This is a genomic window from Thermoanaerobacter sp. X514 (assembly GCF_000019065.1).
Taxonomy (GTDB): Bacteria; Bacillota; Thermoanaerobacteria; order Thermoanaerobacterales; family Thermoanaerobacteraceae; genus Thermoanaerobacter; species Thermoanaerobacter pseudethanolicus.
This window is the reverse complement of record NC_010320.1, coordinates 1,511,401-1,529,816: the sequence shown is the minus strand read 5'-3', so window position 1 is coordinate 1,529,816 and position 18,416 is coordinate 1,511,401. Positions and strand designations below refer to the sequence as shown.

The window sequence follows — 18,416 nt, the reverse complement described above, 5'->3', positions numbered from 1 at the left end:
ACTCAACCCTTTCATTTAGTATTATTATTTTCAATTGCTTCAATTTCTTTCTGAGCTTTTAAATGCTCTTCATAAGTTATACTAAAAATATGGGACCCATCTTTCTTTGCAACATAATAGTAAAAGTCATGCTTTGTTGGGAAAAGAGCTGCTTCAATCGATTTAAGTCCAGGATTGCAAATGGGACCTATAGGCAACCCATAATGTTGGTAGGTATTATAAGGGGAATCTACCTGCAAATCCTTGTAAGAAAGCACATCTTTATGAATTCCTAATGCGTATACAACAGTAGGACATAATTGAAGTTTCATATTTTTTTTCAGTCTATTATATATTACACCCGCAATCATAGGTCTATCACTGTCAATAGCTGCCTCTTTCTCCACTATAGAAGCTATTATTACAATCTGATCAGGAGTCATTCCTACATTTTTTGCATTATTTTTTATAGTACTATTATAAACTTCTTGAAATCTCTTAAGCATGATATTTATTATTTCTTTTTCATCTGCATTTACAGGTATAAAATAGGTGTCAGGAAAAAGATATCCCTCTAACCTGTTTGGCCTATCTTTAGGAACATCTTTTAAAAAGTCATAGTCAAATGTGTCATTTTGAGCTATTTCTAAAAATTTGTCTTTATTTACTAAACCTAATCGGGATAATTTGGTGGCTATGTCTTTTAATGTATACCCTTCAGGAATCGTAACTTTCACAGTATCAATTTGAGCCTTACCAGCAAATATTTTTTTTATTATTTGGTCAGTAGTCATGTTAGGACTTAAGAGATATTTTCCGGCTTGTAATTTTCCATCAGCACCTAAAACTTTTGCTCTCCATATAAAAAATCGTTCGTTTCTAATTAAATTATTTTCTTTTAACAACTTAGCTATCTGGGAAGTAGAATAGCCATTAGGGATGTATATTATTTTTTCAACTACATCACTCTTTGTAGTTACAGGTTGAAAAAGGCTTTGGTAATATATAAAAGCAGAAAAAAACAAAAAAATTATGACAACTACAATTACCACAAATCTACTTTTTCTTTTGTATTCGACATTATTCATTACATTTCTCTCCCTTTTGTAGGTATACCTAAATTATATAATTAATTAAAAATGAAAACAAGTAAGCCTTCCGCTTACCTGTTTTTATAAAGTATACTTATCTTTTAATCTTTTGTATACTGCAATCACTACATACCCAAATACACCTGTCACAATAGCTTCACTTAAAGCAATATACAAAACTACAAGATAATAGGGCATTTTCGTGAAATAACTTACCCATATTGAAACAATAAGAGCATTTAATATTATAGGAGGCAATATACCTTTGTAAAAAGTTTTAGTCTTTGATGTAAGGTACGCAGCAAGTAATGTCACTAAACTTCCACCCAAAATATCGAGAAGTCCAAAGGGGCTTCCTATATTGGCTAATAAACATCCTATAAAAACCCCCCATATTGCTGCCGGCTCTACCATGGGTAATACAACTAAAGATTCAGATACTCTAAATTGAATAGGGCCATAAGAAACACTGCCCAAAAGAATAGTAACAACAAAGTAAATGGCTGCAATGGCTCCTGCTTTTACAATGTACTTAGTATCTATTCTTTTCATCTACTTCATCTCCATTGGTTCCATGATTATTTTTAGTATATCATCCATTATCTTGCCAAGAGCGTATTCTAAAGACAAGTAAGAACTTATCTCAGGATTAAGATTCAATATCTCCCATAGCTTTTCTAACACTTCTTTTTCTTTAGGATCCACTTTTTCACCCGACAACTCTTTAGCTTGAATCTCTAATTGCTTTTTTCTAAAATCCTCTAACATTTTCTTATTTTGCTCATTTTCATTTATTTTTTGATACGCCCCTTTAAAAGCTTTGTATTCTGGCAACTGTCTTATAGCATTAGCCAGTTCATAAGCTTTGTCGTAGACGTTCATATTTAAGCTCCTCCTGGTTAAATTTCCATTATGATTGGCAATATCATAGGATTTCTCTTAGTTTTTTCATATAAGAAACTGCTTAAATCATCTTTTATCATTGATTTTATAGTAGCCCATTCGCTAATTCCCTCTTTCTTACACTTTGATAACACATCTCTGACAACATTTTTGGATTCCTCCATTAAATCCTCTGATTCTCTCACATATACAAATCCTCTGGAAATTATGTCGGGACCCGCTATAATTCCTCCAGTCTCTTTAGAAATAGTAACCACTACTACTAACAAACCATCTTGAGCCAAATGTTTTCTATCTCTTAAAACAATATTTCCTACGTCTCCAACACCCAAGCCATCTACTAACACTTTCCCTGCTGTTACTGTTCCTGCAATTCTTCCAGAATTTTTTGTAAACTCTAACACTGTCCCGTTATCTACTATAAAGATATTTTGGGGAGGCATTCCCAAAGTCTCTGCAAGTTTAGCATGCTGAACTAAATGTCTGTATTCCCCATGAACAGGAATGAAAAATTTAGGTTTTATTAATGTATGAAGTAGCTTAATCTCTTCTTGACAAGCGTGACCCGATACGTGAATATCTGCCAATGCTTCATAAATTACATTGGCACCCTTTTTAAATAATTGGTTGATAACGCGAGAAATAAGTTTTTCATTTCCCGGAATAGCAGAAGCAGAAATTATCACTGTATCTCCCGGTACAATCTCTACTTTTTTATGCTCAGAAGAAGCCATTCTGGTAAGAGCTGACATAGGTTCCCCTTGGCTGCCTGTCGTTATAATGGCAACTTTATCATGGGGCAATTTATTGGCTTCATCAATATCAATCAAAAGGCCATCAGGAACAATTAAATAGCCTAATTCCATCGCTACATTAACTACATTTAACATGCTTCTGCCTGAAATAGCAACCTTTCTTCCATACTTGTGAGCAGAATCTATAATTTGTTGCACTCTGTGGATATTAGAAGCAAAAGTCGTAACTATAATTCGCTGTTCCGCTTTTCTGAATAGATTGTCAAAAGTCTCTCCTACTGTCCTTTCTGACATGGTATAACCAGGTCTTTCAATATTGGTACTATCGCACAACATCACAAGTACCCCTTTTTCCCCTAACTGGGCAAAGCGGTGTAAGTCTGCAATTTCTCCTCCTATAGGAGTAAAATCTATTTTAAAGTCTCCCGAATGAAATACAGTCCCTACAGGAGTGTGAATCGCCAGAGCAGCAGAATCTGCAATGCTATGAGAGGTCCTTAGAAACTCCACTTTAAACTGACCAATTTCGACAATCTCTCTTGGCTTCACAGTTATCAATTTACTATCTTTTAAAATACCCTGCTCTTTTAACTTATATTCTACTAAACCAATAGTCAAACGAGTCCCATACACAGGAACATTAAGTTGTTTTAAAATATAGGGTAATGCCCCAATATGGTCTTCGTGACCATGAGTTAAAACAATTGCTCTCACTTTTTCCCGATTTTTCAATAAATAAGTAATGTCGGGAATGACAAGGTCTATTCCCAACATTTCATCATCTGGAAAAGCGAGACCGCAATCCACAACTATAATGTCATTTCCGAATTCAAAAACCGTCATGTTTTTGCCGATCTCATTTAACCCGCCCAACGGTATTATTTTGAGTTTTGCCTTGTGTGCCAAATACTTATCTCCTTTCATTAGAAATTTTTAGCTTTAATTTTATTTTTCCAAAAAACCAAAAACACTTACCCGTACCTTACACCAGTTAATATAAATTATACTTTATTTAAAAAAATACTTCAACCCTGTTAATGTAAATTATTTCTCAAACAAAAACCCAAATTTAATTATAACTCTTCCTACATTTGCTACAATAACCAAAAAATTTTACATTATGGTCTATTATTTCAAAATCTTTAGTTTTTTCTATTGCCTCTTCTAAATTCTCCAAAAGGTCTCCTTCCATTTCTATAACTGCTCCGCATTTTAGACAAATCAAATGATGATGCTGATGGTTTTCATTATGATATAGCTCGTATCGATTTCGACCATCGTCAAAATTTAATTTATAGACAATACCTAATTCCTCAAATAACTGAAGGGTCCTGTAAACTGTAGCAAGCCCTATTTCAGGATATTTTAGCCTTACAAGGTCATATATTTCCTCAGAGGAAAGATGTTTATCCCTATTCTCCATAATAACGTCCAATATCACACGCCTTTGAGTTGTCAACTTATAACCCTTATCTTTTAATTTTTCTTTAAATTTTTCAATTTCATTCACCTAAATCACCGCCAAATAATATCAACTAATATTAGTTTATGATATTCATTTTCAATTGTCAAATATTTTTTTGATTTTTTAGCAAATATCAAATTTTATAGTGGACAGAGATATTTCAATTGAGAATCCAATTTCCCTTTTACATAGAAATTAAATTTTGGGGGTATATAAAATTAAGATATACCAAAACGGTATATCTTAATCAATTTCTCTCTAATTTAATTTACTCTTCCTCATCAAAATCATCATCATAATATTCTTCATACTCTTCCATCAGCTCATTGTATGCTTCGACAGCATCATTGAACTCATCTTCGTCTTCGATCCCTACAAAAATATCATTGCCATTTTCATCTTGTTCCACTCTCAAGATGTAAGCATCTTCTCCATCACCATCGACAGGGACCACAACAGCGTACCTGGTATCATCAAGGTCAAATGATGCTACAAGTTCGAAGTCTACTTCATGGCCGTGCTCGTCGATTAGCTGAATAATTTCTGGTTCCATACTATTTCACCTCAATTCTACTTCAAGATAATGTAATTGTATAACATACCAAAAAGACTGTCAAGTTTTTAATAAAAATTTATTTATTTTTTTGTGAATCTAAGTAGTTCTGAAGTATAAGAACTGCAGCCAGCTTATCAATTACTTCTTTTCTCTTTGCCCTACTTATATCAGCTTTTTCTATTAAAACCCTTTCCGCTTCTACTGTAGTAAGCCTTTCATCCCACAATATTATTGGTATATTAATAGCTTCCTTTAAGTGTTCAACAAATCTCACAACTTTTTGTCCTTGTGGCCCCAAAGTACCATTCAAATTCTTAGGTAATCCTACAATTATCATTCCCACTTCATATTCATTTATTATTTGTTTTATTCTCTCAAAATCTTTTTTGTTACTACTTCTTTTAATAGTAGTAAGTCCCTGTGCAATTGTACCTGACAAGTCACTTATGGCTATCCCGATTGTTTTATCCCCCACATCTAAACCCATAATCCTCAAAAAAATCTCTCCATTCTAAAATCGCCTCACCTAAGGTGAGGCAATTTTGTTTTTCTTACTTTTGGGAAGATAAATACTCTCTCAAAAGTTCTTCTACTAATTCATCTCTTTCAATTTTTCTTATCAAATTTCTCGCATTTTTATGGCTGGTTATATAAGTAGGGTCCCCCGACAATATATAACCTACTATTTGATTAATTGGATTATAACCTTTTTCAGAAAGAGCTTCATACACTGCTGTCAATATTTCTCTAACAGTTTTTCTATCAGTTGTAACGTGATACCTCAGAGTCTGTTCGTTTTTATCTACCATAATATATCACCTCTAGATACATTTAACTACCATCAACTTTATAATAACCTATATTTACTTGGCCAGTCAAGCTTTTCTCAATTTTTTAACTGTTCTTTTACAATATCTATAGCTTTGTTTAACGCTTCCTCCACCTTAGATGGATTTTTGCCTGTTCCTTGAGCCATGTCCGGTCTTCCACCACCATTTCCTTCAGATACTTTGCACACCTCTTTAATAACAGCTCCCATATTTATCCCTTTTTGAACAACATCTTTAGTAGCCATACCGACAAATATAGCTTTTTCTGGGGTAGAAGATGCTAATACTATTGCAGCAGTTTTTAATTTATCTTTTAAAATATCTCCCAATGCCTTCAAAGCCTCACTATCATAATCTTCAACCTTTGAAACCACTACTTTTATACCATCTAATGAAATAGCAGAATTGATTAAACTATTTGCCAAAATAGAAGCCATTTTTATTTTTAATTGTTCTATCTCTTTATCTTTTGTCTTTAAAACTTGCTGTAAACTCTCAATTTTTGAAACTATCTCTTTATCTTGGGCTTTTAATAAATCAGAAGCCTCTTTTAATATCTCTTCTTTTTCCTCTAAATATTTTATTGCGGCAAGTCCTGTTAAAGCTTCAATTCTTCTTAAACCTGCACCAACTGCACTTTCAGATACAATCTTAAAAATCCCTATTTCGTTAGTATTTTTAACATGAGTTCCACCACAAAGTTCCATGCTGTAATCATCAATTTTTACAACCCTTACTTTATCCCCGTACTTTTCTGTAAATAACGCAACAGCCCCTTCTTTCACTGCCTCATCATAAGTTTTTTCTTCAATATGCACATTTAAACTTTGGTATATCTTTTCATTAACCCTATTTTCTATTTGCTTTAACTCTTCTTTAGTCACGGCTTGATAATGTGAAAAATCAAATCTTAATCGATCATCAGCCACAAGAGAACCAGCTTGATGCACATGGTCTCCTAATATCTCCTTTAGGGCTTTATGAAGAAGATGAGTTGCAGTGTGGTTTCTTGCAGCATTCCTTCGACTTACCACATCAATTTGAGCTTTTACTTCATCTCTTACTGAAATTAAACCTCTTTCAATTGTTCCAATGTGTATAAACCTATCTCCTACTTTTTTACAGTCTTTCACTTTTATCAAAACATTTTCATTCTCTAAAATTCCATTGTCTCCTATCTGCCCACCACTTTCAGCATAGAAAGGAGTAACATCTAATATGATACTCACATCATCTCCAGCTTCTGCTTCCTCAACAAGCTCTTCATCTTTTACAATAGCTAAAACTTTTGAATTGCTTTCATAAGTATCATATCCCACAAACTTTGTTTTAATATCTCCTAAAGTAGAATATATGTCTTGTTCCCACAAACTATTATCTTCTTTTCTGCTGCTTCTCGCTCTTATCCTTTGTTTCTCCAACTCCTTTGTATATCCTTCTTCATCAACAGTAATGCCGGCTTCTTGCAAGATTTCTTTTGTTAAATCCAGTGGGAACCCATAGGTATCGTATAGTTTAAAAGCCTTGGAACCTTCTAATACGGTTTTACCTTGGACTTTTAGTTCATTTATATAATCTTGTAAAATTGTGAGCCCTTGGTCTATTGTTTCCTTAAATCTTTCCTCTTCCAGTTTGACTATTCGCTTTATATAGTCCTTCCTATCAATTATTTCAGGATATGCCTCTCCATAATTTTCTACAACTGAATCTACTACCCTATACAAGAAAGTATCATTTATACCCAGCAACTTACCATGCCTTGCCGCTCTTCTTAAAAGCCTTCTCAAAACATAGCCTCTTCCCTCATTAGAAGGCAAAATTCCATCTGATATCATGAAAGTTATTCCTCTTATATGGTCAGTAATAACTCTCAAAGACACATCTTTTTCTGCATCTTTTCCATACTCTACCTCCGCAATCTGGGATACAAAATTAGTTATACCTCTTATTACATCTACATCAAATATGCTGTCGACTCCCTGCATTATTGTGGCTATTCTCTCAAGCCCCATGCCTGTATCAATATTTGGATTAGGCAGCCTATGATAATTTCCTTGTTCGTCCTTATTAAACTGAGTAAAAACTAAATTCCAAAATTCAATAAACCTATCGCAATCACATCCAACTCCACAAGTAGGCTTCCCACAGCCTTTTTCTTCACCTCTGTCAAAATAAATCTCTGAAGAAGGGCCACAAGGTCCTGTGCCAATCTCCCAGAAATTATCTTCCTTACCCATTCTCACAATTCTTTCAGGAGGTAACCCAACTATTTTGTTCCAAATCTCAAATGCTTCATCGTCTTCCTCATAAATTGATACCCATAACCTGTTAACTGGCAATCCCAAAACTTCTGTGACAAATTCCCATGCCCATGGAATAGCTTCTTTTTTAAAATAATCACCAAAAGAAAAGTTACCTAGCATTTCAAAAAAGGTACCGTGACGTGCTGTTTTACCTACTCTTTCAATATCAGGAGTTCTTATGCATCTTTGGCAAGTAGTTACTCGTTTGCTAGGGGGAGTTTCTTTTCCTGTAAAATAAGGTTTTAAAGGAGCCATTCCAGAATTAATTAACAATAAGCTTTTATCATTCTTAGGAATTAGAGAAAAACTTGGTAGTCTCAGGTGCCCTTTGCTTTCAAAAAAGCTTAAAAATTTTTCTCTAATTTCGTTCATCCCGAGTTTTTCCATAAAAATCCTCCTTTTTGATACAATAAAAACCGTCCCAAATTTGGGGACGGGCTTTTACCCGCTCTTTTTTGAGTATATTATACAAGATTGAATATAACAAGTCAATAACTGGTTTATTTCTCAATAAAAATCTCTATTACAATAGCTTTAATCATTGCCACGATAGGGACAGAAAGTAAAAGTCCCCAAATGCCAAAAAGCTCTCCTCCTGCAATTAATGAGAAAATTACAGTAACAGGGTGAAGCCCTACACTGTCACTCATTATTTTTGGAGTAATAAAAGCATTTTCTACCTGTTGAACTAAAAGACATATAATTAATGCCCAAAACCCTTTTGTCAAAGAATCTAATAAACCTATCAAAACTGTGGGAATAATAGATAATATCGGTCCTACGTAAGGTATTATATTTAATATACCAGCTAATACTCCTATTAAAAAGGCATATTTAACTTTAATTAAAGAAAGTCCTATCATTGTGAAAATCGCTACAAAAGTGGAAATATAAATTTGTGCTCTTAGGTATTTGCTTAAAATTTTATCTATTTTTTTAAGTATGTTAAAAAATTTAGTAGAATATTTTTGCGGCAGTATTCGTTCTATTTCTTCTTTAAAAACTTTTTTATCTTTTAAAAAATAAAAAGTCACAATTGGTATGATTATTATATCTACTGCATCTTTTAATATGGTAATAACAGATTTAAAGGCAGAATCAATGTGGTATGTAAAAGCATTGTTTAAACTACCCAAATTTTTATCTAACACCTTTTCAACTTGAGGCGGAAGATAAGATAAATAGTTAAATTTTAGTTGTATTAAAAGCTTTTGAATTTCTTCTGCATAAAAGGGTATCATTTGTAAAAGAGCGATGAATTCATTTATCAACAAAGGAACTATGTAAAAAGAAAAAAATAATATTCCTGACGCCACTATTAAAAACACTAAAAGAATTGATAAGGAGATAGAAAAACCTTTTGAATTAAAAAATTTTACCATTGGATTTAATAAATAGGCTATTAAAGCAGAAACAAAAAATGGGGAAAGTATATTTTTAATGCTCACCCAATTCTTTATAAAAAAATATAATAAACCTGTGGCACCAATGATTAAAAAAAGTAGATACGTTTTTTTAATTTGCATTTTATCACCTGAAAAATCTATTTGATTTTTATTTTGTTCATTGTACGCCATATTTTTGTCATATTTTTTTCTATCATATCTCTATAACGTCTATATTTTTTCATGTCTATCTTAGGAATTATATATGCTGCAGTTACTATTCCTGCTAAAAATCCCTTTATATATTTGTCTCTATTCATAAAAGCCCTCCTTTGAAATCTAAAAAAATTTCTGCTTTTTATAGATTTCCCTTTTTAAAATAAAAAATGCACACTTTTTGTGTGCACTTATTTAAGCTTCCTTTCAATTATTCCTCCTCCTACTACTACATCCTTATCGTAAAAGACAACTGATTGTCCTGGAGTTATAGCTCTTTGAGGTTTTAAAAATTTCACTAATACTTTATCTTCTTCATATGGCTTTATAATAGCCTCTTCTTCTTTAGCTGTGTAGCGTATTTTTGCAGTTACCTTCATTTCCTTTTCAAGTTTTTCAATGGAAATAAAATTGTTATTTGAGGATATTAGCTCTTCTCCCCACACATCTTCTTGATGTCCAACAACAACTACATTGTTTTTCACATCTATATCCACGACGTATAAAGGCCTATCAGAAGATAAACCTAATCCTCTTCTCTGACCAATTGTATAATGTATTATTCCTTTATGATACCCTAAAAATTTACCGTGAACATCTCTAAATTCTCCTGGCTTTATTTCATCTTTAACTTGCCTTTTTATCAATCCGCTGTAATCATTATCTGGGATAAAACAAATTTCTTGACTCTCTGGCTTTTTAGCAACAGGTAGCTTTAACTCCTCTGCTAAAGCTCTTATTTCTTCTTTTTTGTAATTTCCTAAAGGGAAAAGAGCATGTTCTAACTGCTTCTGTGTCAAACGATATAAGACATAGCTTTGATCCTTAGAAGAATCTATACCTTTTTTTAATAAATATCTTTTTGTTTTTTCATCATACTCTTTTCTGACATAATGGCCTGTAGCAATGTAATAAGCTCCCAACTCAAATGCTTTCTCTAAAAGCTCTCCAAATTTTATTTGCCTATTACACAATACACAAGGATTAGGAGTCCTTCCTTTTAAATATTCATTGACAAAATAATTTACTATTTTATCATAAAAGATTTTACTCAAATCAACTGTGTAATGAGGTATTCCCAATATCTCTGCAACTTTCTTTGCATCTTGTGTAGCTTTTAAAGAACAACAACTCTTATCGCTATCAAAAGCTTTAGCTTCATGGTCTACCCATACTCTCATTGTAAGACCTATAACATCAAATCCTTGCTTTTTTAAAAGATATGCAGCTACAGAGCTATCTACTCCTCCACTCATTCCAATTGCTACTCTATTGTTTATCTCCATGTTATATATAAAATCCTCCTTTAAAAGTCCTAAAATTATTATTTCCCTAAATGTAATACATAAAAGCACTTTTTTGATTTAATCGCCTGTAATCATCCACCATATCCTGTAAAGTAATAGAGTCTATCACTTTATTTATACTGTCTCTTATTCTTTCCATCACCAACTTCGTCGGACAACCTCCTGCTCTGCTGCATTCAAAAGGAGTATCTTCCAAAACGCAATCTGCAGGAGCCAATGAACCTTCCAACGTTCTTATCACATCTCCAACAGTTATCTTATCAGGAGGAGCCGCTAGCATATATCCCCCTTGTGCTCCTCTGACACTTTTCACAAGGTCAGCTTTTCTAAGGATTGCTATAAGCTGTTCTAGATAATGCTCAGAAAGTCCTTCATTTTCGGCAATTGTCTTTAAAGAAATGGGGCCTTCCCCGTAGTAAAGGGCTAATTCAAACATAGCTTGTATCCCATATCGACCTTTTGTAGATAGTTTCACGATTATCCACCCCTGAATTCCTACTATTTTACCCGGATTTCACCAAAAAGAATACCACTTAAAAAAGTGGTTGTCAACACTTAATTTTCTATAATTCTTTTGCTTTATCCTGCAAAGAACCCGGCATTATTTGCATTAGTTCTATTCTATTTCTATCAGGATCTTCTATCCAATATTGATAATTTCCATCTGCTCCCATCATAGGCTGCCCCTTTATTCAATGAATTGTCCCTCCGCCACTTTTAGATATACAAGCATTAATTCTCCATTTTCATGGTTTAACCTAAATGCTTCTTTTAGACCTAATTTTTTACAATAAAACTCTATGCTTCTGTCAATATCTGTGACTTTGTAGGCTACATGCCCTAAACCTATTATCATTTTAAAACCCTCCTAAAAAATATTATTCCTCACTCTATTATAGCAATCCCTTCAAATTTTTCATAATGCAAAAAGAGGCGCATTTTTACGCCTCTTCAATGACTTTTTCTACATATTCAGAGGTAGAACAGGATAAAATCCCTCCATATCTCAGTTTGAACTTTATTATATCTCCAACTTTATATGGATATGTGGAATTTGTAACATTTACAATTAAATGGTCACTGCTTGAACCTATTAATTCAATAGAGCTGTCTATAGGAATTAGGTCATTCATATTGACATCCTGTCTTCCTATAGCCAAAATTGCTCTTTTCATTATCCCCCTATCCACATATACTTGTCTTTCTCCAAAAGCATCCATTCCTAATATACCTCGTGGATAAGAAGGTTTTTCTTTTAATTCGACTATCTGTGCTTCCAAAGTAAATACATCGTCATAAGTATGGGGAATTCTGTCTCCAAAAGCTGTTTCCCTACCTAAGACAATAGCTTCTCCTATTCTAAGTTGCGTTATTCCTCTTGGTATGAGACCATTTTGAACTAAGTACAGACTGCTTGAGTTTCCTCCTGAGACTATATCCAAATTCAAGTTAAATTTTTTGTTGATAGAATTTTTTATTTCCACAAGCTCTTCTAATATATCTGGTGTAGGGATAACTGAACCATAACAAGTTAAATTAGTACCTATTCCTCGAAGTCTTATGCCTTCTAGTTTTACTATTTGTTCTACTATTGGAATAACATCCTCTTTTAATACACCCTCTCTCAAATCCCCTAAGTCTACCATTAGGATTATTTCATGAATTTTCCTTTGTTTTTTTGCCTCTTCTGACAGGCTTTTTATTGTATCTATTTCTGAGTTTAGGCTTATATCTGCATATTTTATAACTTCTTCCACTTCACTTTTCATGGGAATTCGAAGAAGCATTTTAGGTACCGGTATGTGTTGTAATTTTTTTAAATTTTTGATTCGAGAATCTCCTAAAATTTCTACTCCGCCTTTTACCATCGTCTGTGCTACTTCTGGAATAGCACAAAAAACTTTTGTAACACCTACTACCTTTATATTTTTCTTTTCACACAAATTAACGATAGTTTGTGTATTTTCTCGAAGTTTTACTAAGTTTATTCTCAACAAGGGATACATTTAATCTCCCCCATTTCTAAATGCCAAAGCTATTTTTTATTAATTTCAAAGCTTCGTCAGGATATTTCTTAGACAAAACACCACAAACCGCCATGATATAATCTCTGTCAATTAAAACTTTTGCCGATGAAGGAGGATAAAGCTCTTTTCCACTTCCTCCATCATTTATATTTTCTAATAATTTTTCTCCTCCTTCAAGTCTTGAAAATATTCCACCGGTACCTATTATCCATTTAACATTTGTCAAATCTCTTCCTTCCGCATAAAAGGTTCTTCCTGTAGGTCCAAAATAACTGCTTAATTTACCTGCGTGACGCTTTACTGCCACTTCTAATGCCTTGTTTGCAAGATATATCACAAATTCTTTTTCTTCTTCTGTTTGTGGTATTGGCTTTATATTGTTTATTAACTCATCTGCATTACTGAATTTTTTATATATATCCTCTCCGCACAAATCAAATAAATTTCTTGAATTAACAAAAACCCCCAAATCCCCCTCTACTGTGCGTTTAGCCAAAGGCTCTGGATTTACAGTTATTTTTTGTATTTCATCACTTCCTTCAGTAACAGAATGAACATCTGTAGTAGCTCCACCTATATCCACTACCATCAAATCACCTATGTCATTGTAAAGAAGTATAGCACATTCCATGACAGCACCTGGCGTTGGGATTATATTTCCTGTCACCAATTCTTTTACTTTACTCATACCTGGCGCTGTTACAATATGCTTTTCAAAAACTTTTTGAATCATTTTTCTTGTCGGTTCTACATTTAAATTGTCAATTGATGGATAAACATTGTCTACAATGTATACTTCCTGACTGGCTTCTTGAAAAATGTAGGAAATTTCTTCTCTGTTCTCTATATTGCCTGCATAAATGACAGGAACATTTAGTTTCATTTCTGCTAACTTTTCTGCATTATAAAGAGCAGTTTCTCTATCTCCGAAATCCACTCCACCTGCTAAAAGTATTATGTTTGGTTTTATTTGTTTTATTTTTTCTAAATCCGTTCTTCTCAGTTTTCCTGCTGTTATAAGTTTTATATTGGCTCCTGCCCCAAGGGCAGCCTCTTTAGCTGCCCTTACAGTCATGTCGTAGACTAAGCCATGTACAGTCATTTTGAGGCCACCAGCAGCACTGCTACAAGCAAGCATCTCACTATATACAAAATCTCCAATTTTATCTTTTAAATCCTCAATAGCCCCCTCAAGGCCAATATTCACATCCCCATCTAAGACTGTGGTAGGAGCCACCCCCTGACCTATAAAAACAGGGTTGTTTCCGAGAATAAAGGCATTTACAGTTGTCGTAGTACTTCCAACCTCAGCTACAAATATGTCAATTGTTTTCTTCATTTTCCTTTTCCCTTCTTTTTTTAACTAAAAAACTTGCCACTTGATTTCCTTTTGTACCCCTTCCAAATCCTGCATCAAAGCCAACACTTTTAGCAAGGTCGATTGTAATTTGCGTACCTCCACCTACTAAAATTACTTTATCTCTTATTCCCTTTTCTACACAAAAGTCGTGAATTTTTTTCATATTCTTTATATGGACATCATCATGGGTTATTATAGTGCTAACTAAAATAGCATCAGCATTTTCCTCTATAGCTGCATCAACTAACTTTTCTGCAGGGCAAGAAGTACCAAGGTAAGTAAATTTTATGCCGTATTTTTCAATTCCGCCGTGTTTTATATCCAAAATCTCTCTTAAGCCCACAGAATGTTCATCATTTCCTACAGTTGCAGCAACCACCTTCATAGGCTTTCTCTTGATATCTCCTTCTATTTCCTCATCTGAAAGTATTTCCTCTTGCGGCGGTATTTCTAATTCATTTTTGTCAATAGAAAATTGAACACGTCCTCTTACTTCCACGTACGTTCCCTCTGCAGGATGCATTGGAAGTTTACCTAAAACGACTACATCATTAAGCCCCAGCTTTTCTGCGTATTTAATAGCCGCGTATTCAGCAGTCCTTTCATCTACAGGCAAAAATAGGTTCATGCTTATTATGCCGTCTCCTGCCCACTCCACTTCTGGTTTTATTTTATCTCCTTTTCTATACTCAACAGTTTCTTTCAATCTATTTTCTACATTGTCACTTTCATCTAATTCGTCTATATATTGAATTTTCTCATGCTTGCAAAGAGTACATCCATTTATTAAATCGCAAGGTTTATTAAGCCCTTCTGGCAAATTGTTATATCCAAAGTGAGAGCATACCGGCGCCATATAGTCTTTATCTCTTTTGTAAACAGTACCGGCGCCAATACCACCATTTATAGTTCTTACTATGCCATCTCCATTTCTCTCTGGATAATAGCCTGAATCCACAAAGAAACCTTCTTCTACTGCCTTAAAGTATCCTCCAACTTCTAAAATTTCTTCCATAAAGAGAATGGCTCTCATCTTTAATTCTCTTACTTTTTTGCCTAACTCTCCATCAAAATTGAGTTTTACCATCTCTTTAAGGCCATCCATGCCTATAAGGGCTTGTTTAGCAGTGTTTATCGCGTTTATATTGTTGTAATGCCATGGTACATTTCTTCCCTCATCAGGAGTAATAGTACTTTGTATGTCTGCAGATGTCAATCGAGATATTAAAAGGTTAAGCACATGTGTCACAGTTGCTTCTCTTGTATCGTGCTCAATATATTTTGTGTTCATCTGTGCCCTCATTTTATAATCTTTAAAAAGTTGTCTTAAAGCCACTGCATAAGGCAAATCCAAACGTATAGAAGGAGTTGGTGGAGCATTTGGTGGCACTGTAGATAAGGCTATGTTTTCTGGTTTCATTCCTACTTTTCTCGAATAAAGTGTATTTATGGCATGCTGTACTAAAAGTTCAGGCATAACTTTCCATCCATATTTTGCTGTTGCATTGGCGTTATGAGCACCATCAATTTGAAGTATATTAGCATCTGCCATTATTTTCTTAGCAACTGCTGCATCTACAAAAGACCTTACCATGTTTATATTTCTATAAAGGACATTGTACTGAGGGTCTTGATGGGCACCATTTACCCCTTCTTCAGCGAACATAACAGCTACTTCAGGTCCAGCTATTCCACTTACATAAGAGTGAAAGTTTATAGGCCTACCGACTTCATCTTCAATTAAATCCAATGCTTTTCTCGTCGCTCTTATTTGTTTTCTCGAAATAGGAACTCCTCCTACACCCTCAGGTGTTCCTTCAATAAGTCCATCAAAATGACTTTGTCCTAAAGTTCTGATTACCATTATGTGGTCTGCTCCATGCCATGCTGCCATCCTCATGCGCCTTATATCATCTTCAAACCTTCCTGAAGCTATTTCTGTAGTTATCACACAATCTGGCTGAGGATCAATGTTTCCAAAGTGTTTTGCAGCAGGAAGTGGAATACTGTTTTTAAGTGGTTTTGAAACCTGATAATACTCAAAATCGCCAATTTTGTGTTTGCCTACATCCTCTCTCCAGTGCCATCCTCTTCTCCTCGGCACATATTTATCTAAATCTTTTAAAATCTCTTCAATATCTATTTTTTTATCCTTTTCAAGCTTCATTTTTCCTAGCCTCCCTTGCTATATCATCAAGCACCTCCAAGTACTCTCCGTTAGCTATGGCTTTTCCAGCAGCAAGGTAATCTTTTTTGAGTCTTTCTGCAACTTTTAACACAATATTTCCTGCTCCTTTTGGCAAAAGCCCTCTTTCCTCAATTCTGTTTACAATCTCCTTTGCCTCAATACTAGAAAAACCCATCCTTAAAAGCACAGAGCGTTCAATAGATGGAGATGTGTGATAATATGCCAACTCTATCAAGGGGTCTACAATTTTTTCTGCCAATTCCCAGAAATATGCGTCTAATTCTTCATCTGTCATGTGTTGAAGGTGTTTACTCCTCGTTTCAAAATCGTCTACTCTTTTCACATTATCACCCCATCCTATAATTCTGAAATTATTTCTCTTACAAATTCCTGACTGGACTTGGTATCTTCAGCCAAAAATTTAATGTCTCTATCATCTTTAGGCAATCCAAAGTGTTGAATGCAGTTTTTAATGTAAGACTTTTTCAAATTCAAAAGATAAACTTCTCTCGCCTTTATCATAGAAGGATGTTCAGGTAAAATTATGTTTTGTCCTGGTATCTCATCATCAGGATTTCCTACTAGAATTTTTATACCATTTTGCATAGCAAAAGTAAGCTGAGCCGTTGGATTTTTACCTGCTCCTGTATATTCTGTCTCCTGCACCACTATTATCTGGTCATTTTCCATTTGCTGTGCCAAACTGAAAGCTGCCGCTAAAGAGGTATTTCCCGCTGGTCCTCTTTCTAAACCTTCTAATTGAGCTAAAAGCTCTGTCATGTAAAAGACTTCCCCTTGCTTGACAAGGTAATACCCATCCATGTACCTTAAAGGCCTTGCAGCATTTCGAGGCACATCTGCTCTATCCGGCCAAGTTGCAAATGGGATTCCAAATCCTGTATGTCCTGTTGTAAAAGATTTTCTGTTAAAATCCTTGTCTGAAGCCATATGAAGCCCTGTTAAATCAACGCTCACGCCGTATATTTTTGTGTTTACTGCTCCCGCTTTCATAAGTCCTCTTGCAGTACCCGTCAAATTGCCTCCACCAGCATGGGTGGCTACAACAACATCAGGAAACTTACCAGTCCTCTCTTTTACTTGCTGAGCTATTTCATATCCCAATGTTTCAATACCAGCAACTCCAAAAGGAGTGTACAAAGAAGCATTAAAATATCCCGTCTCTTCTAATAACATCAAGTTTACATAAAATAATTCCGGTCCAACAGTTAGTTGTATGACTTCCGCTCCAAATGTTTCACACTTTCTTCCTTTTTCCAATATTTCTGGCTGCCCTATACCTCTACTATCATAAGCTTCTTGCACTACGATGCATTTTAAACCTTTCATGGCAGCTTGTGAAGCCACTGCTGCTCCGTAATTACCACTAGTGGCAGCTATGACTCCCTTATATCCCTTTTGTTTTGCGTGATATATAGAAACACTAGCCCGCCTTTCTTTAAAGCTTCCTGAATGGTTACAAGCTTCATCTTTTATAAAGATTCTGGCAGCTTTTCCTGTTGGCGAAACTTTTCTCGCTAATTCTGTCAAGTTTTTTAACTCTATAAGAGGAGTATTTCCTACATTTGCTTCCCTTTGTATTTTAACAATTTCTTCTAAGGTGTAACCTGTTTCTTTCATCATTTTTTCATATTCAAAAGCAATTCCACCTGATTCAAATTTTTCATAATCTATTCCCAAAGATCTTTTCATTATTTCGTTTTTCCTAGCCATTACATGCTTATACCTACTCATTCTTCTTCACCGCCATACAATATCTCTCTTGCTTTTATACCTGCTTTTATAAGCTCAGGAATTGGATTGCCAAAATCGTGAATATGCCGTGGATTGATTTCTACTAAAATTCCTTCCACTACTCTACCCGTCAAAGTCTTAATTTTGACTGTGTCGCCAATCTCTCCATCTTGTAAAAGTAAACCTTTAACCCACATCGTCAAAGGAGTCCCTTTGGTATCTTGAGGTGTATTTTCAGATCTTTCCGATGGTTCTAAAATAACCTGTTTAATTTTTACCCAATCGCCTTTTTGAGCCAT

Annotated in this window: 21 protein-coding genes; all 21 read right to left on the bottom strand. The window is 34.4% G+C overall.

All coding sequences use genetic code 11. The features are described 5' to 3' along the window. Positions 1-11 precede the first annotated feature (11 nt). Positions 12-1,067, bottom strand: coding sequence for an endolytic transglycosylase MltG (mltG, locus tag TETH514_RS07550; RefSeq protein WP_009052313.1), 1,056 nt, complete (start codon positions 1,065-1,067; stop codon positions 12-14). 84 nt (positions 1,068-1,151) lie between these two features. Further along, the gene (locus TETH514_RS07545) at positions 1,152-1,622 is read right to left on the bottom strand and encodes a QueT transporter family protein (protein WP_009052312.1); all 471 of its coding nucleotides are present in this window, start codon (positions 1,620-1,622) and stop codon (positions 1,152-1,154) included. Then, positions 1,623-1,952, bottom strand: coding sequence for a YlbF family regulator (locus tag TETH514_RS07540; protein ID WP_003868470.1), 330 nt, complete (start codon positions 1,950-1,952; stop codon positions 1,623-1,625). A 17-nt stretch (positions 1,953-1,969) separates the two neighbouring features. Continuing rightward, entirely contained in the window at positions 1,970-3,652 is a 1,683-nt protein-coding gene (locus TETH514_RS07535; protein ID WP_012268710.1) for a ribonuclease J, read from the bottom strand. A 145-nt stretch (positions 3,653-3,797) separates the two neighbouring features. Beyond that, on the bottom strand, positions 3,798-4,238 hold the full coding sequence (locus tag TETH514_RS07530) for a Fur family transcriptional regulator (protein ID WP_003868472.1): 441 nt from the start codon (positions 4,236-4,238) through the stop codon (positions 3,798-3,800). A gap of 223 nt (positions 4,239-4,461) precedes the next feature. Next, entirely contained in the window at positions 4,462-4,746 is a 285-nt protein-coding gene (locus tag TETH514_RS07525) for a DUF1292 domain-containing protein (RefSeq protein WP_003868473.1), read from the bottom strand. A gap of 79 nt (positions 4,747-4,825) precedes the next feature. Then, positions 4,826-5,245, bottom strand: a complete 420-nt coding sequence (gene ruvX / locus TETH514_RS07520; protein WP_003868474.1) for a Holliday junction resolvase RuvX — start codon at positions 5,243-5,245, stop codon at positions 4,826-4,828. A gap of 55 nt (positions 5,246-5,300) precedes the next feature. Further along, entirely contained in the window at positions 5,301-5,558 is a 258-nt protein-coding gene (locus TETH514_RS07515) for an IreB family regulatory phosphoprotein (RefSeq protein ID WP_003868475.1), read from the bottom strand. 77 nt (positions 5,559-5,635) lie between these two features. Further along, positions 5,636-8,269, bottom strand: coding sequence for an alanine--tRNA ligase (gene alaS / locus TETH514_RS07510; protein WP_009052311.1), 2,634 nt, complete (start codon positions 8,267-8,269; stop codon positions 5,636-5,638). Between the two features lie 113 nt (positions 8,270-8,382). Further along, entirely contained in the window at positions 8,383-9,408 is a 1,026-nt protein-coding gene (locus TETH514_RS07505; RefSeq protein ID WP_012268709.1) for an AI-2E family transporter, read from the bottom strand. Between the two features lie 17 nt (positions 9,409-9,425). Then, complete coding sequence (locus tag TETH514_RS12750; RefSeq protein WP_003868827.1) at positions 9,426-9,587, bottom strand: hypothetical protein; 162 nt, start codon at positions 9,585-9,587, stop codon at positions 9,426-9,428. A gap of 87 nt (positions 9,588-9,674) precedes the next feature. Then, positions 9,675-10,769 carry a tRNA 2-thiouridine(34) synthase MnmA gene (gene mnmA / locus TETH514_RS07500; protein WP_009052309.1) on the bottom strand — a complete coding sequence of 365 codons (1,095 nt, stop codon included), beginning with the start codon at positions 10,767-10,769 and terminating at the stop codon, positions 9,675-9,677. 46 nt (positions 10,770-10,815) lie between these two features. Further along, on the bottom strand, positions 10,816-11,265 hold the full coding sequence (locus TETH514_RS07495) for an Rrf2 family transcriptional regulator (RefSeq protein WP_003868830.1): 450 nt from the start codon (positions 11,263-11,265) through the stop codon (positions 10,816-10,818). Between the two features lie 88 nt (positions 11,266-11,353). After that, positions 11,354-11,467: a VOC family protein gene (locus TETH514_RS13155; protein ID WP_369791824.1), complete on the bottom strand. Its 114-nt coding sequence runs from the start codon at positions 11,465-11,467 to the stop codon at positions 11,354-11,356. Between the two features lie 11 nt (positions 11,468-11,478). After that, complete coding sequence (locus tag TETH514_RS12930) at positions 11,479-11,646, bottom strand: VOC family protein (protein WP_012268707.1); 168 nt, start codon at positions 11,644-11,646, stop codon at positions 11,479-11,481. Positions 11,647-11,731: 85 nt separating this feature from the next. Continuing rightward, the gene (orr, locus tag TETH514_RS07485; RefSeq protein ID WP_009052308.1) at positions 11,732-12,796 is read right to left on the bottom strand and encodes an ornithine racemase Orr; all 1,065 of its coding nucleotides are present in this window, start codon (positions 12,794-12,796) and stop codon (positions 11,732-11,734) included. Positions 12,797-12,812: 16 nt separating this feature from the next. After that, the gene (locus TETH514_RS07480; protein ID WP_009052307.1) at positions 12,813-14,156 is read right to left on the bottom strand and encodes a GlmL-related ornithine degradation protein; all 1,344 of its coding nucleotides are present in this window, start codon (positions 14,154-14,156) and stop codon (positions 12,813-12,815) included. Next, positions 14,140-16,344 (bottom strand): D-ornithine 4,5-aminomutase subunit OraE, encoded by a 2,205-nt coding sequence (gene oraE / locus TETH514_RS07475; RefSeq protein ID WP_009052306.1) that lies wholly within the window; start codon positions 16,342-16,344, stop codon positions 14,140-14,142. Before oraE ends, TETH514_RS07480 begins: the two co-directional genes overlap by 17 nt. After that, positions 16,334-16,708 (bottom strand): ornithine aminomutase subunit alpha, encoded by a 375-nt coding sequence (locus TETH514_RS07470; protein ID WP_003868842.1) that lies wholly within the window; start codon positions 16,706-16,708, stop codon positions 16,334-16,336. Before TETH514_RS07470 ends, oraE begins: the two co-directional genes overlap by 11 nt. Before the next feature lie 14 nt (positions 16,709-16,722). Continuing rightward, positions 16,723-18,117: a 2-amino-4-oxopentanoate thiolase subunit OrtB gene (gene ortB / locus TETH514_RS07465; RefSeq protein WP_009052305.1), complete on the bottom strand. Its 1,395-nt coding sequence runs from the start codon at positions 18,115-18,117 to the stop codon at positions 16,723-16,725. Then, positions 18,114-18,416, bottom strand: coding sequence for a 2-amino-4-oxopentanoate thiolase subunit OrtA (gene ortA, locus TETH514_RS07460; protein WP_003868890.1), 303 nt, complete (start codon positions 18,414-18,416; stop codon positions 18,114-18,116). Before ortA ends, ortB begins: the two co-directional genes overlap by 4 nt.

Bases quoted from the DNA above. Each gene is read 5' to 3' on its own strand.
- mltG (WP_009052313.1), bottom strand. From the start codon at position 1,067: ATGAATAATGTCGAATACAAAAGAAAAAGTAGATTTGTGGTAATTGTA.
- TETH514_RS07545 (WP_009052312.1), bottom strand. From the start codon at position 1,622: ATGAAAAGAATAGATACTAAGTACATTGTAAAAGCAGGAGCCATTGCA.
- TETH514_RS07540 (WP_003868470.1), bottom strand. From the start codon at position 1,952: ATGAACGTCTACGACAAAGCTTATGAACTGGCTAATGCTATAAGACAG.
- TETH514_RS07535 (WP_012268710.1), bottom strand. From the start codon at position 3,652: ATGAAAGGAGATAAGTATTTGGCACACAAGGCAAAACTCAAAATAATA.
- TETH514_RS07525 (WP_003868473.1), bottom strand. From the start codon at position 4,746: ATGGAACCAGAAATTATTCAGCTAATCGACGAGCACGGCCATGAAGTA.
- TETH514_RS07515 (WP_003868475.1), bottom strand. From the start codon at position 5,558: ATGGTAGATAAAAACGAACAGACTCTGAGGTATCACGTTACAACTGAT.
- alaS (WP_009052311.1), bottom strand. From the start codon at position 8,269: ATGGAAAAACTCGGGATGAACGAAATTAGAGAAAAATTTTTAAGCTTT.
- TETH514_RS07505 (WP_012268709.1), bottom strand. From the start codon at position 9,408: ATGCAAATTAAAAAAACGTATCTACTTTTTTTAATCATTGGTGCCACA.
- TETH514_RS12750 (WP_003868827.1), bottom strand. From the start codon at position 9,587: ATGAATAGAGACAAATATATAAAGGGATTTTTAGCAGGAATAGTAACT.
- mnmA (WP_009052309.1), bottom strand. From the start codon at position 10,769: ATGGAGATAAACAATAGAGTAGCAATTGGAATGAGTGGAGGAGTAGAT.
- TETH514_RS13155 (WP_369791824.1), bottom strand. From the start codon at position 11,467: ATGATGGGAGCAGATGGAAATTATCAATATTGGATAGAAGATCCTGAT.
- TETH514_RS12930 (WP_012268707.1), bottom strand. From the start codon at position 11,646: ATGATAATAGGTTTAGGGCATGTAGCCTACAAAGTCACAGATATTGAC.
- orr (WP_009052308.1), bottom strand. From the start codon at position 12,796: ATGTATCCCTTGTTGAGAATAAACTTAGTAAAACTTCGAGAAAATACA.
- TETH514_RS07480 (WP_009052307.1), bottom strand. From the start codon at position 14,156: ATGAAGAAAACAATTGACATATTTGTAGCTGAGGTTGGAAGTACTACG.
- oraE (WP_009052306.1), bottom strand. From the start codon at position 16,344: ATGAAGCTTGAAAAGGATAAAAAAATAGATATTGAAGAGATTTTAAAA.
- ortB (WP_009052305.1), bottom strand. From the start codon at position 18,117: ATGAGTAGGTATAAGCATGTAATGGCTAGGAAAAACGAAATAATGAAA.
- ortA (WP_003868890.1), bottom strand. From the start codon at position 18,416: ATGGCTCAAAAAGGCGATTGGGTAAAAATTAAACAGGTTATTTTAGAA.